Here is a 21974-nt window from a genome sequence, read left to right as displayed (position 1 = left end):
ATCTACCAGAGGTAGTTGGTGTTGATTCTTGTGCAAATAATTGTGATGATAATCCCAATAATGCAACCAACATTGCTGATTTTGTAATTCTCGTATTCATTTCTCTATTTTATATTTGTTAAACAGTATTTTGATCCTACTGTTTTGTCACTAGTTAGAAAAAACCTTGCCAAAGTCGAAATAATACGTCAATCATCAAGCAGTCAGAAGATTAGAAGGTAAAATTAATTGCACAAGAATGTTACATTAAGATTAAGTTTAGGTTATCGGATGTATAGTTTTGTATACAATTTAGCATTTAGCCAATTATTTGAAGATAGAAGATATGTGCTGCTGAAGGATTGTCTATAACCTTAATTTAGCAAAGAAATCCCAGAAAACAATTCCGGCAGAAATCACAATATTGAAAGAATGTTTGGTTCCAAACTGCGGAATTTCAATACACTCATCAATTTGGGCCATTACTTCATCACTTACACCATCTACTTCGTTGCCAAAAATTAAAGCATACTTTTTACCTGGATCTGGTTTAAAGGTATTCAGCATCGTACTGTTTTCAGCTTGTTCGATGGCAACAATTTCATATCCCAATGTTTTAAGCTCCTCCACCGCAGAAACGGTATCCGGGTAATGAAGCCAGTCTACCGACTGTGTGGCTCCAAGTGCAGTTTTTTCAATTTCACGGTGTGGCGGCTGCGCGGTAATGCCACATAAAATTACTTTTTCTAAAGCAAAACCATCTGCCGTGCGAAATATGGAACCCACATTATGCATACTTCTTACATTATCTAAAACCACAACTACCGGCAATTTTTCCTGTGCCTTAAATGCCTCAACATCCGGGCGGTTTAATTCATCTAATTTTAATTTTCTCATGCTCATCTTTGCCATGCAGAGCTAAATCATCGTTCATGGCATTATCTAAATATTGAATTTTAATTTAAAGTTTTAGCGGGCCGCTACCAATTTCACTGATATAGATTGCAGCTGGGTAACCGATCCGCTCTACATAAAAATCTGTAAGTTTTTTGGAAAAGTCTTCCTCAAAACCCCTTTCAAGAATTGCAATTGCACATCCACCGAAACCAGCACCAGTCATCCTGGCACCAAGCACATGTTCATCAGTTAAGCAGTAATCAACAACAGCATCCAGTTCCTTACCGCTAACCTCATAAAGCGTTCTGAGCGATTGATGAGAGGCATACATTAAACGACCAAATTCTTTCAGATCGCCATGATTCAATGTTTTGACCGCCTGATGCACCCTGTCATTTTCTTTAACTACATGAGTGGCACGGTTCAATACTATTTCATCTTTAATTAAATGACTGTGCAAGGCAAATTTTTCTGCAGTCAGTTCACAAAGATAATGAAGGGTAATTTCCTCATTCAATAAATTTAAAGCCTTCTGACATTCCGCCACACGTTCATTGTATTTGGAGTCTGCAAGTTCCCTGGGTTTATTGGTGTTGATAATGGCTAAAACATGGTTTCCCAAGTCTAGATCAACCATTTTATATTTCAACGTTTCACAGTCTAATACGATGGCTTGATCTTTTTCACCAAAGGCCACAGCAAACTGATCCATAATGCCGGAGTTTAAACCAATAAAATCGTTTTCTACGCGTTTGGCCATCTTCACCAGATCAAGCTTATCGTATCCCAGGTTAAAGTAGTCATTTAAAGCAAATGCGGTAGCCATTTCAATGGAAGCGGAAGAGGAAAGGCCAGAACCAATTGGAATATTTCCAAAAAAAAGAAAATCCAGTCCGGGAATTTTCTTGCCATCTTTAAGAAATTCATTGATAATACCTATCGGATAATTTGCCCAATGGCCTCCCTTTTTGTCCTGTACTTCAGCACTTTTAACAGTTATTTTTTCTTCAAAATTTAAACTCTTCAACCGGTAAGAATCTATTTCATTTGTTGATATAGCCAGCCAGGTTCCCATTGTGATGGCACAAGGCATCACTAAACCACCATTATAGTCAATATGTTCGCCAATTAAATTTACACGTCCGGGAGTAAAATAAACTGCATCTGCAATTTTGTTGTATTCTTCAGCAAATTTTTGTGCGAGTTCAATTTTCATTTGGCTAAAAATATTTATTAAAAGCGAGTAATAATGGTATGTTTGTTTCAGAAACAAAAGCCCTAAGTTACAATTTATGAGCGTTCAGCAAATATCAACTGGTAAATTTATTGATGGTGAGGAAGTATTCGCCATTGAACTCACCAACAGCAAAGGCACTTACGTGAAAATATTCAATTATGGTGCAATTATTAATCAATTCATCGTCGAAAATATCAATGGCGAAAAACAGGATATTGTGCTTGGATTTGATACGCTTGAGCAATACACTGATCCTGAATATTTAAAAGAATACCCTTACATAGGTGCTGTGATAGGAAGATATGCCAACCGGATTAAAGGTGGTAAATTTACTGTTGGTGCCGAAAATTATCAGCTGGCCCTGAATACTGCTGACAGCACCCTGCATGGTGGTTTGGTAGGTTTTGATAGAAAAGTATGGGATATCATCGAGATTGAGGAAGACCAGAACGCAGTTACCCTGCAATATGAAAGTATAGATGGTGAGGAGCATTTCCCGGGAAATTTAGTTGTCGATTTAACCTTTCAATTAACTGAAAATAATGAATTGATTTTAAGTTACGAAGCTGAAACCGACGCTGCTACTCCGATAAACTTAACCCACCATGGTTATTTTAATCTGTCGCCAACAGGTGGAAATGTCAGTAAACATCAGCAGCAAATCTTCGCTTCAAATTACCTGGAGCAGGATGAGGGTTATTCTGTAACCGGAAAATTGATCCCTGTTGCAGGTACACCACTTGATTTTACGTCGATAAAGGAGATTGGCAAGGATTGGAACGAAAGCACCGGATATGATCAATCTTTTGTATTGGATAAAATTTATGGCGATCTCTCTCTGGCGAGCAAAACAACAGAAATGCAAAGCGGTTTAACTTTAAGTGTTTATACGACAGAACCCATTGCACATTTATATACCGGCAAGTATTTAGAGGTGAAAAACGGAAAGGGTGGAAGAGACTATGGAAGTTTTGAGGGCTTTTGTGTAGAAACCCAGCATCATCCCAACGCGGTAAACATTCCTTCATTTCCAAATACCATTCTGCAACCAGAGGATCTGTATACACAAACCACTATTTATAAAGTTTCATTAAACAAATAAAATATGTTTACCAAAGAAGATATTCACGCAGCAACATCCAGGATTAAAAGTGGATCAGATTTTCCTCAGTTTATTCAAGAGCTTAAGGAAATGGGGGTAATAAGGAATGATGTATATGTTTCAAACGGATTATCGGCTTACTTTGCCAGCGAAGAAGAGGTGTTACAGATTAGTCCTGAAGAATATCCTGATTTGGTGATTAGCGTAGAACCTTCTGTAGAAAAGTTGAAGCATGCGTTGAAGATCCATCAAACCGGAGAAACAGGTTTCATTTCGTTTTGTGAACATGCTGCAGATGCCGGCGTGGAAAAATGGATTACAGATTTGAAAGATATGACCTGCACCTATTATGATACAGCAGGGAATGAGCTGGTTAAAGAAAAAATATCCGCTACCTGATTATATGATTTCCAAAATGGCTGTATCATCAATTTGAAATGTAATACAGCCATTTTTATCACTTGATATCTTCCTGTTAAATCCGCTCCAAAACTAACCTGATGGCCTGATCTACAATTTGGTTTGGTGTCTGACTAAACTCAAATTTAACCCTGCTGGCCAGGATCGCATTGATGGATAAAGCCTGATGTCCGAGAACTTTGGCCAGGGCATAAATTCCGGCAGTTTCCATCTCAAGGTTGGTAATGCGTTGCTGACCATTATTAAAGCTGTTGATGAGTTTAATAAAATCCGGGACTGCATTTTTTGCCCTGACCATTCTCCCCTGTGGTGCATAAAAACCGGGCGCAGTCATGGTGATGCCTTGAGGCAAACCTTTTCCGATTGTATTTAGTAATGTTTTACTGGCAGATGTGAGGTATGGATTAACTTTCTTAAGATGACTAAAATGCAATTGAACTGCCGCCAGCAATTCGTTTTCTTCTGCTGATGGTTCGCTGAGGTAAAAATTCATTAAGGCATCCATGCCCAGGCCATATGAAGAAGCTAAAATAGTTCCCATGGGAAGATCTGGCTGAACAGCCCCTGAAGTACCCACTCGGATAATATTAAGTGAGGTTAATTTTTCTTTAACCTGCCTGGTATTAAAATCGATATTCACCAGTGCATCCAATTCATTGAAAACAATATCAATATTATCTGTGCCGATACCTGTAGAAATGACCGTAATCCTCTTTTCTCCAACATAGCCCGTATGGGTAATGAATTCCCGTTTACCCTTTTTGTATTCCACGCGATCAAAGTATTTACTCACATCGCTCACGCGGTCAGGGTCGCCCACGGTGATGATATTATCTGCTAGATCACCCGGTAATAAATTTAAGTGGTATATACTACCGTCAGGATTAATAATTAAGTCGCTTTCTGCAATTTTCATCATGTTTGGGTTTAAATGGTTTGCAGGTATTTTAGTTTTATATTGTCTATCTTTTCAAATCTACCTAAAACCTGGTTTAAATGAGATTTTCTAACTTCAAATTTAAGGCTGCAACTGGTATCAAACTGTTGTGCTAAAACCTTCAGGTTTTCATCTTTTACAAGCTTCATAATGTCATTCATTTGCAGGTGATCAAAACAGACCTCATACACATCGTTTACAGTATTAGTTATAATTTTACTTTCCTTAACTACTTCTAAACAAGCGTTTTTATAAGCATTAATTAAACCTGGCACTCCTAATAATGTTCCGCCGAAATACCTGACTACCACCACTAAAATATTTGTCAGGTCTGCTGATAATAAACAGTTCAGAATCGGACGGCCAGCTGTTCCCGATGGTTCGCCGTCATCATTGATTCTAAAGACTGAACGATCAGGCGTTAAACGATAAGCATAGCAGAAATGATTGGCTTTACCATGCTCTGCTTTAAGTTTTAAGATAATAGGCTTCACTTCATCTTCCGATCGGATTGGATAAGCATAAGCCAAAAATTTACTTCCCTTATCACGGAAAATACCCGCTGCAGTATCTTCTATCGTTTTATAAGCATCATCGAATAGCATTTTGTGATAAAGTAATAAATATAACAGCCACCAAGGCCAAAAAGATGCCAATGTAATTTAATTTGCTCAACTTCTCTTTAAAGATGATAATTCCGATTAAGCTGCCCACTACAATTACCCCCATATTCATGGCCGCAAACACGGTAGATGGATTTTCAGATAATGCCTTATGCGCTTTCATGTAAAATAAAATGTTTCCAAAATTAAAGCAGCCTAAAATTAGTCCGCAGGCCAGGTTAACCAGTTGTAATTTGGTTTTTCTGGTGATGACCATAAAAAAGACCAGCAAAATTGATACAATAAAAGCCAATGCAAAAACAGTAAAAAGCGAAGTGGTGTATGGCAAGGCTTTGTAAAGTGCAATTTGTTTAAACAATACATCAATAACACCAAAACCAATAAAGACTGCAATAGGATAAACCCACTGTTTGGATTGTGCTTCCTGATCTGATTTACGGATAAAGGTTAAAATAATAGCCAGAAAACCAATTGCTAATCCGATAATTTTATATTCGTTAAATCCTTCTTTAAAAATAAAATAAGCAGCTAAAACAGGAATGAATAATGATAAGCGTTGCGCTATATCAGTTTTAACAATGCCTAGTTTTTTTACAGATGCAGCCAATACCAGAAAGATAGAGGGGAGCAGGATGGCAAGTGCAATATAAACAGGCCATGGTGCAGATGTGCCAAGCAAATGTACATCAGGCTTAAAAAATAAAAAACAAAGCGTTAAAGCTGTAAAATAGTTAACGGTTACCGCTTGAATGATATTAATCTGATACCGCTTAGCCAACTTTAACAATACAGCCACAGTAACGCTGCAAAGAACACTTAAAATGATGTATATCATTTAATTAAATTATTTATGTAAATAGAAAGTTGATCTTTTTGAATCTGAGTCTGCTCTACCAGGTTGCCATTAATTGCGGGTGAAACTACACCTTCATGCCAGCTGTTGGATGAGGTGAAAATCCGTGCTTCATCCCAAAGTCCGGCTTCCAGAAACTGCCGGAGAATTTGCGCGCCACCTTCGATAATAACGGATTGGATATCCATCAGGTAAAGCTGAAAAGCTATTTTTTGTGCAAGGTAAAAATGCATATCTTCCATTTGGATGTAGTGAATATTTTCGACTACATCTGTTTTAACCTCATTAAAAATAATGGTTTTAGCTGCTGCGTTATAAACATTATTTGATAAAGGTATTTGCAGATTCTTATCAATTACCAAGCGGATCGGGTTTTTCCCTGGAAACTCCCTTGATGTAAGTTGAGGATTATCCATTAATGCGGTTTGTTTGCCAATCAAAATGGCATCTTCTTCCGTTCGCCACTGATGCGCCAACCGTTTAGCCAAAGCACCACTAATCCATTTCTGGTGACCATCTTTAGTGGCAAAATAGCCATTGGCAGTTTCTGCCCATTTTAAAATGATATATGGTCTTTTTTGCTCGATTCTGGTGAAAAACCTGCGGTTGAAATAGCGGCATTCTTCTTCCAAAACCCCGCTGACAACTTCAATACCTGCATTTTTAAGTTTTTCAATTCCTTTACCATCTACACCATCAAAAGGATCACGGTTTCCAATTACCACTTTTTTAAGCTGATGTTTTACGAAAAGATCAGCACACGGCGGTGTTTTCCCAAAATGTGCACAAGGTTCCAGGTTAACATATGCAGTTGCCTTTTTAAATAAATCTGCAGCTTCGTCTCCAAACCTTTCAATTACATTTCGCACGGCATTAGGCTCTGCATGGGCCTGACCATATTGCTGATGATAACCCTCGCCAATAATTTTTCCTTCAGCTACGATAACACAGCCTACCATGGGATTGGGGTTAACATGTCCAATGGCCTGGGCCGCTAACTCCAGGCATCTTTTAAGATAAAATGCATCGCTCATTGTGGCAAAAGTAGTAAAAATGATCGATCGATTAGATGAATGTAGAAATGTTATGGTTGCAATTCTGTAATTTTACGCCCAATGAAAATAGGAGCATTAGCAGCCCACTATAAAACTGAACTGGAATTGATGTATGGCGGGGAGGAGGCGGAAGCTTTATTCAGTTTATCTGCAGAACATGTATTGGGCTTATCGCCGGTAAAGTTACGCATGGCGAAGGATAGTACACTTCGTTTTGTTGAACAACAGAAGTTATTAAGCATCCTGAACGATTTAAAAATCGGCAAACCCATTCAGCATATTATTGGGCTGGCACATTTTTATGGCAGCGTATTAGAGGTGAACAAACATGTTTTGATTCCCAGGCCTGAAACGGAAGAATTGGTAGACTGGATTATCCGGGATCATGCCGGAATAAGTAGGCCAGATATCCATATATTGGATATCGGCACAGGTTCTGGCTGCATCCCTGTTTCCTTAAAAAAATACCTGCCTGATGCCGTGGTGACCTCCATAGACATTTCTCCTGAGGCCATTGCGGTTGCTGCAAGAAATGCCGAATCCATTGGTGTGCAGGTAACGTTTGTAATGGCTGATGCGTGTAACTATCATACAGAACAGAAATTTGATATCATCGTGAGCAATCCACCTTACATCAGGGAACTGGAAAAAAGCGAAATGCATGCAAACGTTTTGATGCATGAGCCACATCTGGCTTTATTTGTGACTGATGAAAGTCCTTTGGTTTTTTATGAAGCCATTGCCGAACTGGGTAAGAATAATCTCCAGCATAATGGCGCATTGTATTTTGAGATCAATGAATACCTGACTAAAGAAATGTTGAATATGTTAAACGACAAAGGGTTTACCAACATTGAGTTAAAAAAAGACATGCAGGGAAAAGACAGGATGATCAAGGCTAAGCTCTCGGATGAAATTGTGTAATTACTTCATGTAAATAATCGCGGTCAATATGCGTATAAATTTCGGTAGTGGTGATGCTGGAATGTCCAAGCATTTCCTGAACTGCCCTTAAATCTGCCCCGCCTTCTATTAAATGTGTAGCGAAAGAATGCCTTAAAGTATGTGGACTAATGGTTTTCTTCAATCCTATGGCTGCAGCCAGGCTTTTAATCAGGTTAAAAATGGAAATCCTGGACAGTTTAGCGCCAAAACGGTTTAAAAAAATAAAGTCCTCGTTTCCTTTTTTAATCTTCATGTGCACCCTGATCTGATGCATATAAATATCGAGCAGTTTCAAGGCCACACCTCCGATAGGAACCAAACGTTCTTTGTTTCCTTTTCCAATCACTTTAATAAATTCAATTTGCGGGTAAAGATTGGAGATTTTCAGTTCTGTCAACTCCGTTACGCGTAAACCACAACCATATAACACTTCTATAATCGCCTTGTTACGCATACCTTCCGGCCGGGAGGCATCTATAGCATCTATCAGTTCATTGATTTCGTGAATATTCAGCGTGTCAGGAAGTTTCCTGCTTAATTTTGGTGCATCAATTAACGTTGCCGGATTATGGGTAATCAGCTCTTCCATCATGAGGTAAGTAAAAAAAGCCTTTAACCCTGAAATCACACGTGCCTGTGTACTGGCTAGCATGCCTAAATCATTTAACCAGGATAAAAAAGCCTTTAAATCGGCCACTGTAACCTCATTTAAACCGGGTGCCTGGTGGATGGAGTCATAATAATGGGTAAGTTTACTGATATCACCCAGATAGGCTTCCACTGAATTGCCTGAAAGCGATCTTTCAAGTTTTAAGTAAGACCTGAAACCTTTAATATATGAATCCCACACAGTGTATAAATTTAATGGATTTGAAAATCAAAATGGTATTCATCCGGAATCAAAGATAGGATGAATTGCTATAGTCTTAAAATTCATTCATCAGAATAACTTATAATTTTTATATCATTTAGTATAATTGTAGTATAATTTAAGCAATAGATTAGCCTAAGTCTAATTTACCTCCTTCAAAATCACAAACAACGCATGAAAGTACAAATTATAAATGGCCCGAATTTAAATCTATTGGGTGTTAGAGAACCTTCTATTTACGGTAATACCAGTATTGAAGATTATGTTCAGGAATTAAAAGCACTTTACCCAAACATAGAAATTGATTATTACCAGAGTAATGTAGAAGGGGAATTAATTAATAAGCTTCATGAGATCGGATTTAGTTTTGATGGAATCATATTAAATGCTGGTGGCTACACACATACATCGGTTGCTCTGGCAGATGCTATTGCCGCTATTAAAACGCCAGTGGTTGAAGTACATATCTCCAACATTTATGCTCGCGAAGAGTACCGGCATATCTCTTTAACCGGAAAAAATTGCCAGGGTGTATTAACAGGTTTTGGAATGGATGGCTATCGTTTGGCTTTGGAAAGTTTGATCATTAAATAATAGTACCTGAGGATAGAAGCCTTGGTTATTAAAGGTGGTTTTATCACGGTTAAAAATTTAATGTATTAGATCAAAAACGCTATTGACATCACCTAAGCTGCTAGCGTAGATTTGCAAAAGACCTTATTTTTTTTATAAAAAAGGCCCATACCACACTATTATTATAAACTCCGGCGTGTTGTATATATGGTTTCTGATGCAATTTTCGCTTGGTATTCGTTTTATTGATTGATTTGATAAAATGCCAGTGTCCTTTACTTACCGCTAGGGTAAATTTAGGTTTTCCACTGATTAAAAAGTGCCACCAAGCAATAAAATCAATACACATCCTGATCGCAATCCTGAAAATGGCATCAGTTGCAGGGAGGTTTTTCTGCATAATAATCAGGTTATTTCTAAAATTAAGATAGGTTTTGAATGGGTTTTCAGTTTGTAAGGTACCGCCACCTACATGGTAAACTTCAGCATCCGGACAATACATGATCTTATAACCCAGGTTTTTCAATCTCCAGCAAAGATCAATTTCTTCCATATGGGCAAAAAGGTCGGCATCCAACCCGCCGGTTTCTTTCCAATATTGACTTTTAATAAAAAAAGCAGCACCACTTGCCCAGAACACTTCTGAATGTTCATTGTATTGTCCGCTGTCAAATTCATAAACATTAAATAAACGGCCGCGACAAAAAGGATAGGCATAGATATCCAGGTAGCCACCAGCCGCACCGGCATATTCAAACTGCTCTTTATTCAGCTGCCATTTGATTTTAGGTTGTGCCGCTGCAATTTTAACATCGCTTTCCATTAAAGAGATAACCGGCTTAATCCAATTGGCAGTGACTTCCACATCCGAGTTTAGGAGAATGTAATAATCAGCTGATACGCGCTCCAGTACCTTATTATAGCCACCTGCAAAACCATAATTAATATCATTCTTTAAAATTTCAACCGTGGGGAAATGCTCCTCTAAGAAAGAAATGGAATCATCTGTAGAAGCATTATCGCCAACAATAACCTGCAGGTTATCATATTCAGAGCGTAATACTCCAGGCAAAAATTTTTCCAGAAATGCTTTTCCATTCCAGTTTAAGATCACAACGGCTACAGCGGGATTCATTGACATTATTCAGGTTTAAATTTCCAGCGTTTGTGGCTCCAAAGCCAGTATTGAGGCTGTTCTTTAATAATATTTTCTAAAAATTTGAAATGCAGGTTTGTAATTTCATAATCTTTCATTGCTGAAGGATTTAAACACATAGGCAGCACTTTGACATGGTAATAACCTTTTTTTACAACGGTTACCTTAAAAAAATAAATCGGTCTGTTTGTCGATTTTGCAATCTTTTCTACGCCCAGTAAAGCCGCGGTGGGCTGATGCAGAAAATCTACGAAATACCTGGTTTCCTCTCTTGTAGGTGCCTGATCACTGGCAAAACATAAAAGGGTAGGTTCATTTTTATACGCAGTCATACCTCTTAAGGTTTGTCGCATCGCGATAAAAATATTGCCGTATTGTGTACGGATTTTGCTAAACCATGATTCAAATATTTTATTGCTCATGGGTTTATAAATCACCAGTGTTTTGGCAGATAGGTTTAGGCCCAGAGCGAGCGTTCCCAGTTCCCAGTTTCCATAATGACCGGTACAGGCCAGCACACTCTCACCAGCTTTGAAATGTTTTTCCAGATGTTCCAAACCTTCAAAAGTGACTCTTTTCAGGGTCTCCTTTTTTGATATGGTAGTCATTTTTACAATTTCGAAAATGAGTTCAGATAAAAATCTAAAGAATTTTTTTTCAATTTCAATAATTTCAGATTCAGATTTTTCTGGAAATGATTGCCTTAAATTCCCGCGAACCACTTTTTTTCGATAGCCGATAAGGTAATAAAGCAGATAATATAGTAATCTTGCAAAAAAAAAGAGCAGGGGCAGAGGCAGCAGCGAAATCAGAAATAAAAAAAATACGCCTATATGCGCAAATCCTCTTTTAATCATTATTTTTAAAACGTTTCAGCTACAAACATAAATCTTCAAATGCAGAATACAGCTATACTTCCATTATTTTATCTTCCGCCGGTAGGCTATTTTAGTTTATTGCAAAAGGTGGGGCAGGATTTTTTAATTGAAAAAAACGAACACCTGGCGAAACAAACCTACCGTAACCGGGCCAGTATCTATTCGCCCAATGGTAAGCTGGATTTAACTGTTCCAATCATTAAAGGTGCTAAAAACCATACAAAAATGAAAGATGTACGCATCAGCTATGATTTTAAATGGCAGCGTTTACATTGGCTCAGTTTAGAAACCTGCTACCGGAGTTCTGCCTACTTTGAATTTTATGAGGATGAGCTGGCACGTTTCTATCATGAAAAATTTGATTTCCTGTTTGATTATAACCTGGAATTACTGGCCTGGTTAAATAAAAAATTGAAACTTCCTTTCGAACTCGAAGTAACATCAGATTATCAGGATGATATTCCTGCTGAACTGGATTACCGGGGCATGATGAATCCGAAGAAAGCTGAACTGCAGGCAAACAATAAGCCTTATTATCAGGTTTTTGAAGACAGGCATGAATTTTTGCCAAATTTAAGTATTGTAGACCTGCTGTTTAATCAGGGGCCGCAGGCCAAATTATATCTGTAATGGGAAAAAGTAAACCACGCAACCGGCATAAACATTATAATGTACCTGTTCCAGGCACCAGTCCGGGGCTGTATGAAATTGATGATAATGCGTTAAAACCTAAAATAACACTGCATACCTATCATGAGGGAACCTATAAAAAGGAAGAATTACCCCATATCAATAACATCGACCAGCTGGTTAAGAATAAAGATTTTTATTATTGGTTTGATATAAAAGGACTGGGAGATCCGAATATTTTTGAAACACTTTTTGAAAAATTCGATATCAGCAGGTTGGTTTTAGAAGACATTACCAATTCTTACCAGCGGCCAAAGCTGGATGAGTATGATAATGATAAATACTTATTTGCAGTAAGCAGGCATTTATATTTAGGAGATGAAGATGTTTTATGCAATGACCAGGTCTCCTTTATTTTGTCAGAACGCACCCTGATCACCTTTCAGGAAACTTATGCAGATTGTTTCGAACCGGTAAGAAAACGATTGGAAGTGGGGAAGGGCAATATCCGGATTGGCGGCAGCAGCTACCTGATGTATGCCATCATGGATGTGATTGTAGATAACTATTTTACCTTGCTTAATTTCTGGGGAGAAGAATTAGATGCCATTGAAGATCGGCTTTATGATCATCCTGATAGAAGAATCATGTACGATACGCAGGCCATCAAGCGATCGCTGATCACCATCAGAAAAGTAGCCTGGCCGGAACGGGATAAACTCAATGATATTATCCGGACCGATAGCGCCTTGATTTCTGATTTAACCAAGACCTATATGAAGGATGCCTACGACCATTGCATCCAGATCATTGATTTTATAGAGTCGCTGAAAGAGATTGCCTCTGCAAATATTGATATGAACTTATCCATCACCAGCAACCGGATGAATGAAATTATGAAGGTGCTCACCATTATCTCTTCCATTTTTATTCCCTTAACCTTTATTGCCGGTATTTATGGCATGAACTTTAGCCGCGAAGATCCGGTAACCGGGAAAATTCTGCCACACAATATGCCCGAACTGTATAGTCCGCATGGTTATTTATGGACCTGGATTGTAATGGGGGTGATTGCTTTGGCGCAAGTCATTTATTTTTGGCGTAAGGGCTGGTTTAAATAAAAACACTGCATCCAACGTTAATTAATGACTTGTGAAATCTAATCAGGTTAAACATTCTGATGCTGTATTTCATTTAAATAACGCTTGTGAATGGACACCAAAAGTTGAAAACCATTCATATGATCTCTGAAATGATGGGCAAAGAATAGGTTTTAAAAACTTTTTATTAGTAGCTTTAGAAAGTTTTAGGTTAGGTTATAAATGCAGTCATTCGAAATTGATAAAAGCGACGTACTAAAGGTTAAAAATGCAATTTTAGCTGGTGATGAAATCTTAAAGGCGGTTTTAGATGATTATCATGCCTCTGAAATTGCCATACTTTTTGAGCGTTTAGATCAATCTGAGCAGCAGCATATTATTAACCTCCTTCCGGCAGAAATTGCATCTGAGATTATCTCAGAAATGGATGAGGAATCTCACCCTGAGAATTTACTTTTTCAGCTTCATCCGGATAAGCGTACAGAAGTAATCGAAGAACTGGATTACGATGATGCCACAGACATTATCTCGCAACTCGAAGATCACGAGCAAAATGAAATTCTGGAAGATCTGCAGGATGAACATGCTTCGGAAATCAGAAACCTCTTAACTTACGACGAAAAAACGGCTGGTGGTTTAATGAACACCGAGCTGATCTGCGTAAACATTAACCTCACTAAAAAGGATGCAATCGATGAAATTATCCGCCAGAGTGAGGAGATGGAAGAATTTTATACCATTTATGTCGTAGATGATGAGGACATTTTCAGGGGGATTGTTTCTTTAAAAGATATTATTAAGGCCAGGCATAATGCTAAAATTACCGAACTGGTTAAAATAGATGCGGTTTATGTGCATCCCGATACTGATCAGGAAGAAGTAGCCAACCTGATTTCTCAATATAACCTTACCAGTATTCCGGTAATTGATGAACATCAGAAATTACTCGGTAGGATCACCTTCGATGATGTGATCGATGTTATGGAGGCTGAAAGTACGGAGGATATCTTAAAGATTTCAGGGGTATCAGAAGATGAGGAATTAAGCGGAAATTGGGTGGAAGCTGTAAAATCGCGCTTGCCCTGGCTGGTAATCAATTTGGGGACAGCATTTCTTGCTTCATCGGTTGTGCGGTATTTTGACCCGACCATTCAGCTCATTCCTTCACTTGCGGCCTATATGACCATCATTGCCGGTATGGGCGGAAACGCTGCTACACAGGCACTTGCCGTTACTGTAAGGCGTATTTCCCTTTATGACCTGACGGATAAACAAGCGTACAGAACGGTATTGAAAGAGTTTACCGTTGGTTTAATCAATGGTGCCGTAAATGGCTTAATTGTATTTGTATTTGCCGTTTTTTTTGACGGCAATCCGATGCTGGGGGTGGTGATCTTCCTTGCCATGACAGGTAACCTCCTTATTGCAGGTATAACAGGTGCCGGCATTCCGTTAATTTTAAAACGGGTGGGAATTGATCCGGCTATTGCATCTTCCATCATCATTACTACCTTTACCGATGTTTTTGGCTTCATGCTGATTTTAGGCCTGGCCAGTAAGCTTTTATTATAGATGATGAATCTAAACTCTGATCCAATGAAAACGACAAGACACAACCGGAGCAAATAAGAAATTCTCGAAATTTATAACCGGCCATTTCTGGATCTGGTTTATGAAGCAGCCACCATCCACCGGGAAAATTTATCTGCTGGTAGAAATGACATGAGCACTTTAGAACAAGCCTTTTTGCTTTATGACCGGTGCCAGTTCCATTTTTGCAGGAGACAAATTGCTAACCACAACTAATCCTGCTTTTATTGATGATATGGCGATGTTTGAACTCTTAGGGTTAAAAACACGTGATGCGTTTAAAAATGGCAGGCCTGCTCACACAATTGTAAAAGTAGAAGAGATATAACGAATATTTTTTATGGCGCTATATAAGCCCGACAGTCAGGAAACTGCTGAATGTTATTTATTTTCATCACCAGCAAAAAAGTCTCGACAAATCAATACCGATTTGTCGAGACTCACATCAACTATAATAAGAGTGAATTGCTTATACGGCTGTTACCCTTACCTCAATATTGCCTTTTACAGCTTTAGAGTATGGACAAGCACGGTGAGCCTTATCTGCAATAGACTGAGATTCTTCCAGCGTAATGCCCGGGATATGAACATCCAAATCAGCAGATAATGCAAAAGCATTCCCGTCCTTATTAAACGAAACCAACACCTTAACATTTGCTTCACTTACATCTACGCCCTCACGTTCCGCAACAGAACCCAATGCACCCAGGTAACATGGTCCCCATGCAGCTGCAAATAGTTCTTCCGGATTTGTAGCACCACCCTGGCCACCCATTTCCTTTGGCTTTCTTAATTCAAAATCTAAAATTCCATCACTTGATTTAACGTGACCGTCTCTGCCGCCTGTAGCTGTAACTTCAGCTGTATATAATTTTTCCATGATAAAATATGTCTTTGTTTTTAAATCTAACAAAGCATTGCGACCATTGTTTGAGCCGCTCAGAATGGGTATGTCGTTGAAAAGATACAAGGCCTTCTTATTCAGAAGGTTTACCGCTGGAAGTGCGCAGCAAGGAAATTATATTTTAATCTTAAAGGTCAGCTTATAAATATCATAGGCCACTTTCTGTATCAGATCAAATTGTTCCGGAATCAGGTCTTGTCCCTGATGAATTTTAAAACCGGTATCTGCCATTCTGATCAGTGGTACATTATCTAAGGTACCCTTATTTTGCTCCAGGTTTTCAATCGCCATATCAAATAAGTATTCCGTATTATTTGACATTGGCTTCAGGGCATCGAAACTCTCAAAAGTAAAGGCATGTTCTTTATTGTATAAGGATAATGTAGCCACGTAGGAAGACAACAAATGGTTCAGCGTGGTAAACTGGTGCACCTCTTTAATAAAAAGCTGTTTACTTTTAGGTTCAGAAAACATGCGCTGAAAGAGTGAGGCCAGGTTTGCTGTACTCACATAAACCTCTTTTCGGGCTAATTTATAATCTGTTCTGCTGTAGTTTTTTTCAAAATACAAGCCAGCCACCTGTTCATAATAAGCCTTGTTTGCCTTGATGATATTCAACATGGCTTCTTTTAACTTTTCACGCTCCCAGGTAGGGAATAGGGAATAACTTGCCAAAAGGGCTATGCCCGAACCAATAAAGGTATCGTAAATGCGCTCCCTTGCGAGCGCAATAGAACCCATCCCAAGAAAATCAAATAAGATCAGGATATAGGGCGTCATAAACAACACACTTACTACATAGTTTTTCCTTTGGAAACTATAACTGCCGATCATACAGATCAGCAGGATAAAAAACAGGGTATGACGGTCATCAATATAAGTCAGTACACCCATCCCCACAAAAGCGCCTACGGTAGTGCCAATTAAGCGCTGATAATTGCGCTCTTTTGTTAAACTAAAGCCAGGTTTGGAAATCACCAGAATCGTTAACAGAATCCAGTAACTATGCGAAAAATTCAGGATTTCAGCCACCACAAAGCCCAGGAGCATCACTACTGTAACCCTCAGCGAATGCCTGAAAGTAGAGGAACTGTAAGTTAAGTTTTCTGTAAAAAGTTTAAAATCGAATTTCTGCCGGGTGATAAACTTTTCAGTATCTACCTCCGCTTTGCGGATATCCTGACTCGTTCTTACCTTAAAGTAACTGAAGATCGTTTTTACCCGGGCCAGGATATTTTCGATGTTTACCTCAATATTTTTAAGTGCAATGATGCCTAGCGTATTATATTCCTGGTTGACGTTATTCTTTTCCAGTTCATTGATCTTAATTTTAAGCCTTTCAATCTCAATTAACAACCTTTTAGAAAGCACTGGTTTCCCACCACTTTTCAGGGCAAAAGCAATATCATCCAGCGCATAGGAGATCCGTTTGATGGCCATCTCATAATCTTTTAAAATCCCGGCTTTATCAAATTGTTCATGCAAATGCTCGTAATTGTAATAAGTTGACATGACCTGTTCAAAAAGGTCAACCATATCTACAAAAACCAACAACAAAAACCGGCCTTCCGGACTTGAATCACGAACAATTTCCCTTGTCCTGAACAATAATTCACGAACGGCATCCTGTTTCTCATGAACAGAAACCTGCAATTGAAGCAGTTCTGCGTAGGTTTTATCGTAATTGGCATGCTGATGATAAAATTTTGCCTTTTCTCTTAAAAATTCGGCCACCTCAAAAATAGAATCACTTAAAGATTGCTGCACCAGGCGGAAAGGGCGAAGTCTGTAAAAAAAATAGCTTAGTCCGGTATACCAAAGGCTTCCCGCCAGCACCATGAAGGCATATTTGAGCACTTCCTGCCAGGGGCGAAGATCATCGATACTTAAGACAATAATCAACAGAACAGCTGTACCCACAGATGCCGCACGAATGCCATAAATGTAAAACATTGAAAATACAAAACTCGAGACAGCAAGCAGGAAAGCGACAAAATACTCACTCTTATTGGTGAGGCCGGTTAAAATAGAAAATACGAAAATTAAAACGGTTGTAACCAGCATGGCATTGCGCCGGTGTACCATTGGCCCCGGACTATCCACAATGCTCACACACAAGGCACCTAAAGATAAAGTCATGCCATATTTCAGCATGGAGAATTGCGCCAGGATAAGTGAGGGCAGGAGGACGCCCATGGTAATGCGCAAACCATCGGCAAAATATGTACTCAATAAAAAATCCTGAATATTCCGGATGGGTTGCCTGATCTGCATGTTACAAAAATAACATTATCAACAGCTTTTTGTTGGCGGAAAATGAAGTTTTTTGAGGTTTTCGATACTGCATTCAGGCACTTTCAGAACCGACAACATTTTCCATATCTATAATGTAAAAATGGTCAGAATATGGTTTTTGAAATGCACAGTCATAATGATATATTCATGTCGATCGCAATTATTCCAGCGCTTTCTTAATCAGATCCTGCGCCTTATGAAAATGATTTAAAGGTCCCTTACCATTTCCCGTTTTAACATCAGCACCTGCGCTGATGGCTTCCTGCACAAAACTTTTCGCTCTTTGAATAGATTCAGTCAGATCATGGCCTAGCGCAATAAAGGCAGCAATGGCGGCAGAGAGCGTGCAGCCTGTTCCATGGGTATTTGGTGTTTGGATTGCCATTGAGCGGAAGGTTTTTTCTGTACCATTCTGATCAAGATAAACATCATAAAGGTCTGGTCCTTTCATATGGCCTCCTTTAATTAAAACGGCTTTACATCCCGTTTGAAGGATACTTCTGGCAGCCTGTATCATATCATCAATGGTGTGGATTTTTATGGCTGCTAAGATTTCAGCTTCATCGATATTTGGTGTAACCAAATGACTTAAAGGAAATAATTCCCTTTGGAGGACTTTAATGGCGTCATTTTCGATCAGCTGAAATCCACTGGTAGATACCATGACCGGATCCAGGATGACCGGAATTTTTGGGTAAATGCTTAAAATTTCTGAAATGGCATGTACCTGAGCTGCTTCAGGAATAATCCCGATTTTAATTGCTGAAGGCTGAATATCTTCCAGTACAGCGATGACTTGTCCCTGAACAATTTCTGACGGAATGGAATGGACTGCCGAGACACCTACAGTATTCTGAACGGTAACCGTGGTAATCGCAGAAGTACCATAGCACCCAAGCGCACTGAATGTTTTGATATCTGCCTGTATTCCAGCACCGCCACCACTATCTGATCCGGCAATGGTAAGTATAGAAACATACTTATAGCGCATATCCATCAATCCCATTTTTTACAGTAAAAATTTCTCCTTTAAAGAATGGCTTAACCATGTTTACCGCCATCTTGCTCCGCTGCCCTGTCTGGCAGATGAATACCAGTTTCTGATCAGCCGGAAATGTTGAAAGATGTTCGTGAAGATGGTATAAGGAAATATTTATGCCCCCAATGTTAAATTCTTCGAATTCGTAATCTTCACGCACATCAACCAAAAAAACTTCTGCTGGTGTTGCAGCTTGCCAGTTTTTAAGGCGGTTTATTGAAATTTCATGTTTCTCTCTATCATCCGGATTATTTTCAGCCGTTAGCGGCATGGAGCTGTTTTGCTTTTGCGTAGCAATGTTAAAGATATTCACGCTGCAATCGAGTGTGTTCATGGTGAGCAACCTGCCAGACAATGTTTCACCAAAGCCACAAATCACTTTAATTGCCTCATTGGCCATTAGGGTACCGATGATACCGGGCAGCATACCGATTACGCCCACTTCATTACAGTTTGGTACTTCCCCTTCAGCTGCAGGCTCTTCAAAAAGATCCCGGTAATTTGGTCCCTGCTGATGATTGAATACAGAGACCTGTCCTTCAAACTTATAAATAGAACCAAAAACCAGGGGTTTATTTGCATATACGCAGGTATCGTTCACCAGGTATCGTGTAGGGAAATTATCTGAACCATCAATAATCAGATCATGGGAACTGATTAGCTTTTGCGCATTAGCCGCTGTTAACCTTTCCTGGTAGGCGGTAATTTTTACCAAGGGATTAAGCTGCGTTAATTTTTCCCTGGCGGTTAGTGCTTTGGGTTTACCTACATCTGCAGCAGCATATAAAATTTGACGGTGCAAATTGGTTAATTCAACCACATCATGGTCTACAATGCCAATATTGCCCACCCCGGCAGCTACCAGATATTGTAAAACCGGGCATCCCAAACCGCCTGCACCAATCATCAGTATGCTGGCGGCCTTTAATTTTTCCTGTCCATCCAGACCTAATTCAGGTAAAATCAGCTGCCGCTGATATTGTTTCAGTTCCTCTTTCGTAAGCATATTTGTCAATTAAGCTAAGCAATTATCCCAATCTTTCCATACGGCTTCATACCCTTGTGCAGCAATGAGGCGGGAAATTTCGGCTGGACTTCGTTCATCACTGATTTCAAACTGCTCCAGTGATTCTGGTGCAACGGTATAGCCGCCAGGATTGGTTTTTGAGCCGGCACTGATGGAAGTAATGCCAAGTTTAATAATGTTGTTCCTGAACGCTGGCGATTCACGGGTAGAGATAGAAAGTTCTACTTCTTCATTAAACAAACGGTAAGCACAGATCAGTTGTACCAGTTCACGGTCGTTCATTTCTACCTTAGGCTCCAGTCCGCCGCTATAAGGGCGGAGTCTTGGAAAAGAAAGGCTGTACTTACTTTGCCAGTATTTTTTTTCGAGATAGTTGAGGTGGAGTGCTGTAAAAAAACAATCTGTACGCCAATCTTCAAGACCGATCAATACACCAAGTCCCATTTTATGAATGTTTGCTTTACCCAGGCGGTCTGGTGTTTCCACTCGGTATTTAAAATTTGATTTTTTCCCTTTAGGATGGTGCTTTTTATAATCTTCCTGGTGATAGGTTTCCTGGTAAACCAAAATCGTATTTAAACCAAAGGGGATAAGTTGCGCATAGTCTTCCTCATCCATGGGTTGTATTTCCATAGAAATGTGCGCAAAATGCGGGCGAATGAGTTGCAGTACTTTTTTAAAATAATCTACATGAACATTCACATTATCTTCACCGGTAACGAGCAGCACATGTTCATAACCCATTTCTTTAATGGCTGCCACCTCCTGCATTACTTCCATCATGGAAAGTGTTTTACGTTTAACCTTATTGTCATAACTGAAACCACAATACGTACAGATATTGTTACATTCATTCGATAAATATAGCGGCACATACATTTGCAATACTTTACCAAAACGTTTCTGAGTTAATTGCTGACTTATCTGTGCCATTTGCTCCAGGTATGGTGCAGCAGCGGGTGAAACCAATGCTTTAAAATCTTCCAGCGTTCTTTTGGACGAGGATAAAGCTTGTTCTACATCGGCCGGAGTTTTGGCATAAATACTGGCTTTGGTTTCATTCCAATTATACGTATCGAAAAGATCAGTAAAACTATTCATCTAAAAAAGCGGTTAAGGGACTGCTGGCAACAGCATGTGAAACAGGTAAGGCTAATTTGGCTTCGAAGGCCATACGTCCGGCCGCTACAGCCATTTTAAATGCAGCAGCCATTGATGTAGGGTTAGCAGAGACGGCAATGGCTGTATTAACCAATACTGCATCGGCGCCGATTTCCATTGCCCGGGCAGCGTCAGATGGTGAACCAATGCCGGCATCAACAATCACCGGGACATTGCTTTGGCTGATGATAATTTCTAAAAAGTCAATGGTTTTTAAACCTTTGTTACTTCCTATGGGCGATCCCAGCGGCATTACTGCAGCAGTACCGGCATCCTCAAGGCGCTTACACAAAACCGGGTCGGCATGAATATAGGGCAACACGATAAATCCTAACCTGGCCAGCTCTTCAGTTGCTTTTAAGGTCTCAATAGGGTCGGGCATCAGGTATTTAGGATCGGGATGAATTTCCAGTTTGATCCAGTTGGTTTCCAGTGCTTCACGTGCCAGTTGAGCGGCAAAAACAGCTTCTTTAGCATTTCGGACACCAGAAGTATTGGGCAATAAATTGATATGGGGATACTTTAAACGAATTAATAAATCGTCATTTTCGTTGTTTCTGACATCCACCCGTTTGAGGGCTACGGTAACCAGTTCTGAGCCAGATGCGAGTAAGGCTTCTTCCATTAATGCAGCAGAACTGAATTTTCCGGTGCCGGTAAACAATCGTGAACTGAAGGTTTTATCTGCAATTTTTAGCATTG

23 protein-coding genes are annotated in these 21974 nt (G+C 39.4%); 8 read left to right on the top strand and 15 right to left on the bottom strand.

The genetic code is table 11. The features are described from left to right. Positions 1 to 345 precede the first annotated feature (345 nt). Positions 346 to 876, bottom strand: a complete 531-nt coding sequence (locus tag CBW18_RS13320; RefSeq protein WP_088301843.1) for an RNA methyltransferase — start codon at positions 874 to 876, stop codon at positions 346 to 348. 64 nt (positions 877 to 940) lie between these two features. Then, entirely contained in the window at positions 941 to 2092 is a 1152-nt protein-coding gene (locus tag CBW18_RS13315; RefSeq protein ID WP_088301819.1) for a galactokinase, read from the bottom strand. A gap of 76 nt (positions 2093 to 2168) precedes the next feature. Between CBW18_RS13315 and CBW18_RS13310 the strand changes: the two genes are divergently transcribed. Further along, complete coding sequence (locus CBW18_RS13310) at positions 2169 to 3215, top strand: aldose epimerase family protein (RefSeq protein WP_088301818.1); 1047 nt, start codon at positions 2169 to 2171, stop codon at positions 3213 to 3215. A gap of 3 nt (positions 3216 to 3218) precedes the next feature. After that, positions 3219 to 3614, top strand: coding sequence for a DUF1398 domain-containing protein (locus CBW18_RS13305; protein WP_088301817.1), 396 nt, complete (start codon positions 3219 to 3221; stop codon positions 3612 to 3614). A gap of 76 nt (positions 3615 to 3690) precedes the next feature. On the opposite strand, the gene CBW18_RS13300 is transcribed toward CBW18_RS13305, so the two are convergent. The 4 genes from CBW18_RS13300 to ribD are packed head-to-tail and all read right to left on the bottom strand — an operon-like array spanning position 3691 to position 7082. Continuing rightward, positions 3691 to 4551, bottom strand: coding sequence for a nucleoside phosphorylase (locus tag CBW18_RS13300; RefSeq protein ID WP_088301816.1), 861 nt, complete (start codon positions 4549 to 4551; stop codon positions 3691 to 3693). Between the two features lie 11 nt (positions 4552 to 4562). Further along, on the bottom strand, positions 4563 to 5177 hold the full coding sequence (locus tag CBW18_RS13295; protein WP_088301815.1) for a YigZ family protein: 615 nt from the start codon (positions 5175 to 5177) through the stop codon (positions 4563 to 4565). Beyond that, positions 5164 to 6030: a DMT family transporter gene (locus tag CBW18_RS13290; RefSeq protein WP_088301814.1), complete on the bottom strand. Its 867-nt coding sequence runs from the start codon at positions 6028 to 6030 to the stop codon at positions 5164 to 5166. Before CBW18_RS13290 ends, CBW18_RS13295 begins: the two co-directional genes overlap by 14 nt. Then, on the bottom strand, positions 6027 to 7082 hold the full coding sequence (gene ribD, locus CBW18_RS13285; RefSeq protein ID WP_088301813.1) for a bifunctional diaminohydroxyphosphoribosylaminopyrimidine deaminase/5-amino-6-(5-phosphoribosylamino)uracil reductase RibD: 1056 nt from the start codon (positions 7080 to 7082) through the stop codon (positions 6027 to 6029). The genes CBW18_RS13290 and ribD overlap by 4 nt, the downstream gene beginning before the upstream one ends. A gap of 81 nt (positions 7083 to 7163) precedes the next feature. Here ribD and prmC point away from each other — a divergent pair, with 81 nt between their 5' ends. Further along, entirely contained in the window at positions 7164 to 8027 is an 864-nt protein-coding gene (gene prmC, locus CBW18_RS13280) for a peptide chain release factor N(5)-glutamine methyltransferase (RefSeq protein ID WP_088301812.1), read from the top strand. Here prmC and xerD read toward each other — a convergent pair. Beyond that, positions 8002 to 8898 (bottom strand): site-specific tyrosine recombinase XerD, encoded by an 897-nt coding sequence (xerD, locus tag CBW18_RS13275; RefSeq protein ID WP_088301811.1) that lies wholly within the window; start codon positions 8896 to 8898, stop codon positions 8002 to 8004. The genes prmC and xerD overlap by 26 nt on opposite strands. A gap of 195 nt (positions 8899 to 9093) precedes the next feature. On the opposite strand from xerD, the gene aroQ reads away from it, so the two are divergent. Beyond that, the gene (gene aroQ / locus CBW18_RS13270) at positions 9094 to 9513 is read left to right on the top strand and encodes a type II 3-dehydroquinate dehydratase (RefSeq protein WP_088301810.1); all 420 of its coding nucleotides are present in this window, start codon (positions 9094 to 9096) and stop codon (positions 9511 to 9513) included. Between the two features lie 100 nt (positions 9514 to 9613). Here aroQ and CBW18_RS13265 read toward each other — a convergent pair whose 3' ends face one another. Beyond that, a complete protein-coding gene (locus CBW18_RS13265; RefSeq protein ID WP_088301842.1) occupies positions 9614 to 10627 on the bottom strand; it encodes a glycosyltransferase family 2 protein in 1014 nt (337 codons plus the stop codon). A gap of 5 nt (positions 10628 to 10632) precedes the next feature. Then, positions 10633 to 11505 carry a lysophospholipid acyltransferase family protein gene (locus CBW18_RS13260; protein WP_088301809.1) on the bottom strand — a complete coding sequence of 291 codons (873 nt, stop codon included), beginning with the start codon at positions 11503 to 11505 and terminating at the stop codon, positions 10633 to 10635. A gap of 39 nt (positions 11506 to 11544) precedes the next feature. Between CBW18_RS13260 and CBW18_RS13255 the strand changes: the two genes are divergently transcribed. The 4 genes from CBW18_RS13255 (at position 11545) to CBW18_RS13240 (ending at position 15174) form a co-directional block, all read left to right on the top strand. Next, positions 11545 to 12156 carry a WbqC family protein gene (locus tag CBW18_RS13255; RefSeq protein ID WP_088301808.1) on the top strand — a complete coding sequence of 204 codons (612 nt, stop codon included), beginning with the start codon at positions 11545 to 11547 and terminating at the stop codon, positions 12154 to 12156. After that, a complete protein-coding gene (corA, locus tag CBW18_RS13250) occupies positions 12156 to 13277 on the top strand; it encodes a magnesium/cobalt transporter CorA (protein ID WP_172406524.1) in 1122 nt (373 codons plus the stop codon). The genes CBW18_RS13255 and corA overlap by 1 nt, the downstream gene beginning before the upstream one ends. A 201-nt stretch (positions 13278 to 13478) precedes the next feature. Continuing rightward, the gene (gene mgtE / locus CBW18_RS13245; protein ID WP_088301807.1) at positions 13479 to 14828 is read left to right on the top strand and encodes a magnesium transporter; all 1350 of its coding nucleotides are present in this window, start codon (positions 13479 to 13481) and stop codon (positions 14826 to 14828) included. A 181-nt stretch (positions 14829 to 15009) separates the two neighbouring features. Next, positions 15010 to 15174 (top strand): hypothetical protein, encoded by a 165-nt coding sequence (locus CBW18_RS13240; RefSeq protein WP_253249031.1) that lies wholly within the window; start codon positions 15010 to 15012, stop codon positions 15172 to 15174. 141 nt (positions 15175 to 15315) lie between these two features. Here CBW18_RS13240 and CBW18_RS13235 read toward each other — a convergent pair whose 3' ends face one another. The 6 genes from CBW18_RS13235 to CBW18_RS13210 all read right to left on the bottom strand — a co-directional run bounded on the left by CBW18_RS13235 (position 15316) and on the right by CBW18_RS13210 (position 21972). After that, entirely contained in the window at positions 15316 to 15726 is a 411-nt protein-coding gene (locus CBW18_RS13235) for an organic hydroperoxide resistance protein (RefSeq protein WP_029285029.1), read from the bottom strand. Positions 15727 to 15864: 138 nt separating this feature from the next. Further along, positions 15865 to 18024: an FUSC family membrane protein gene (locus CBW18_RS13230; protein WP_088301806.1), complete on the bottom strand. Its 2160-nt coding sequence runs from the start codon at positions 18022 to 18024 to the stop codon at positions 15865 to 15867. Between the two features lie 181 nt (positions 18025 to 18205). Further along, positions 18206 to 19042, bottom strand: coding sequence for a bifunctional hydroxymethylpyrimidine kinase/phosphomethylpyrimidine kinase (thiD, locus tag CBW18_RS13225; protein ID WP_088301805.1), 837 nt, complete (start codon positions 19040 to 19042; stop codon positions 18206 to 18208). Then, complete coding sequence (gene moeB, locus CBW18_RS13220; RefSeq protein ID WP_088301804.1) at positions 19026 to 20090, bottom strand: HesA/MoeB/ThiF family protein; 1065 nt, start codon at positions 20088 to 20090, stop codon at positions 19026 to 19028. Before moeB ends, thiD begins: the two co-directional genes overlap by 17 nt. 9 nt (positions 20091 to 20099) lie before the next feature. Next, complete coding sequence (gene thiH / locus CBW18_RS13215) at positions 20100 to 21212, bottom strand: 2-iminoacetate synthase ThiH (RefSeq protein WP_088301803.1); 1113 nt, start codon at positions 21210 to 21212, stop codon at positions 20100 to 20102. Then, a complete protein-coding gene (locus tag CBW18_RS13210) occupies positions 21205 to 21972 on the bottom strand; it encodes a thiazole synthase (RefSeq protein ID WP_088301802.1) in 768 nt (255 codons plus the stop codon). Before CBW18_RS13210 ends, thiH begins: the two co-directional genes overlap by 8 nt. Positions 21973 to 21974 lie beyond the last annotated feature (2 nt).

Origin of the sequence: Pedobacter sp. AJM (genome assembly GCF_002197755.1) — a bacterium.
GTDB lineage: Bacteria > Bacteroidota > Bacteroidia > Sphingobacteriales > Sphingobacteriaceae > Pedobacter.
This window is presented reverse-complemented; position numbering and strand designations above follow the sequence as displayed.

Coding starts and splice junctions, on each gene's coding strand:
- CBW18_RS13320 (WP_088301843.1), bottom strand. CDS start 876: ATGAGAAAATTAAAATTAGATGAATTAAACCGCCCGGATGTTGAGGCA.
- CBW18_RS13315 (WP_088301819.1), bottom strand. CDS start 2,092: ATGAAAATTGAACTCGCACAAAAATTTGCTGAAGAATACAACAAAATT.
- CBW18_RS13310 (WP_088301818.1), top strand. CDS start 2,169: ATGAGCGTTCAGCAAATATCAACTGGTAAATTTATTGATGGTGAGGAA.
- CBW18_RS13305 (WP_088301817.1), top strand. CDS start 3,219: ATGTTTACCAAAGAAGATATTCACGCAGCAACATCCAGGATTAAAAGT.
- CBW18_RS13300 (WP_088301816.1), bottom strand. CDS start 4,551: ATGAAAATTGCAGAAAGCGACTTAATTATTAATCCTGACGGTAGTATA.
- CBW18_RS13295 (WP_088301815.1), bottom strand. CDS start 5,177: ATGCTATTCGATGATGCTTATAAAACGATAGAAGATACTGCAGCGGGT.
- CBW18_RS13290 (WP_088301814.1), bottom strand. CDS start 6,030: ATGATATACATCATTTTAAGTGTTCTTTGCAGCGTTACTGTGGCTGTA.
- ribD (WP_088301813.1), bottom strand. CDS start 7,082: ATGAGCGATGCATTTTATCTTAAAAGATGCCTGGAGTTAGCGGCCCAG.
- prmC (WP_088301812.1), top strand. CDS start 7,164: ATGAAAATAGGAGCATTAGCAGCCCACTATAAAACTGAACTGGAATTG.
- aroQ (WP_088301810.1), top strand. CDS start 9,094: ATGAAAGTACAAATTATAAATGGCCCGAATTTAAATCTATTGGGTGTT.
- CBW18_RS13265 (WP_088301842.1), bottom strand. CDS start 10,627: ATGAATCCCGCTGTAGCCGTTGTGATCTTAAACTGGAATGGAAAAGCA.
- CBW18_RS13260 (WP_088301809.1), bottom strand. CDS start 11,505: ATGATTAAAAGAGGATTTGCGCATATAGGCGTATTTTTTTTATTTCTG.
- CBW18_RS13255 (WP_088301808.1), top strand. CDS start 11,545: ATGCAGAATACAGCTATACTTCCATTATTTTATCTTCCGCCGGTAGGC.
- corA (WP_172406524.1), top strand. CDS start 12,156: ATGGGAAAAAGTAAACCACGCAACCGGCATAAACATTATAATGTACCT.
- mgtE (WP_088301807.1), top strand. CDS start 13,479: ATGCAGTCATTCGAAATTGATAAAAGCGACGTACTAAAGGTTAAAAAT.
- CBW18_RS13240 (WP_253249031.1), top strand. CDS start 15,010: ATGACCGGTGCCAGTTCCATTTTTGCAGGAGACAAATTGCTAACCACA.
- CBW18_RS13235 (WP_029285029.1), bottom strand. CDS start 15,726: ATGGAAAAATTATATACAGCTGAAGTTACAGCTACAGGCGGCAGAGAC.
- CBW18_RS13230 (WP_088301806.1), bottom strand. CDS start 18,024: ATGCAGATCAGGCAACCCATCCGGAATATTCAGGATTTTTTATTGAGT.
- thiD (WP_088301805.1), bottom strand. CDS start 19,042: ATGGATATGCGCTATAAGTATGTTTCTATACTTACCATTGCCGGATCA.
- moeB (WP_088301804.1), bottom strand. CDS start 20,090: ATGCTTACGAAAGAGGAACTGAAACAATATCAGCGGCAGCTGATTTTA.
- thiH (WP_088301803.1), bottom strand. CDS start 21,212: ATGAATAGTTTTACTGATCTTTTCGATACGTATAATTGGAATGAAACC.
- CBW18_RS13210 (WP_088301802.1), bottom strand. CDS start 21,972: ATGCTAAAAATTGCAGATAAAACCTTCAGTTCACGATTGTTTACCGGC.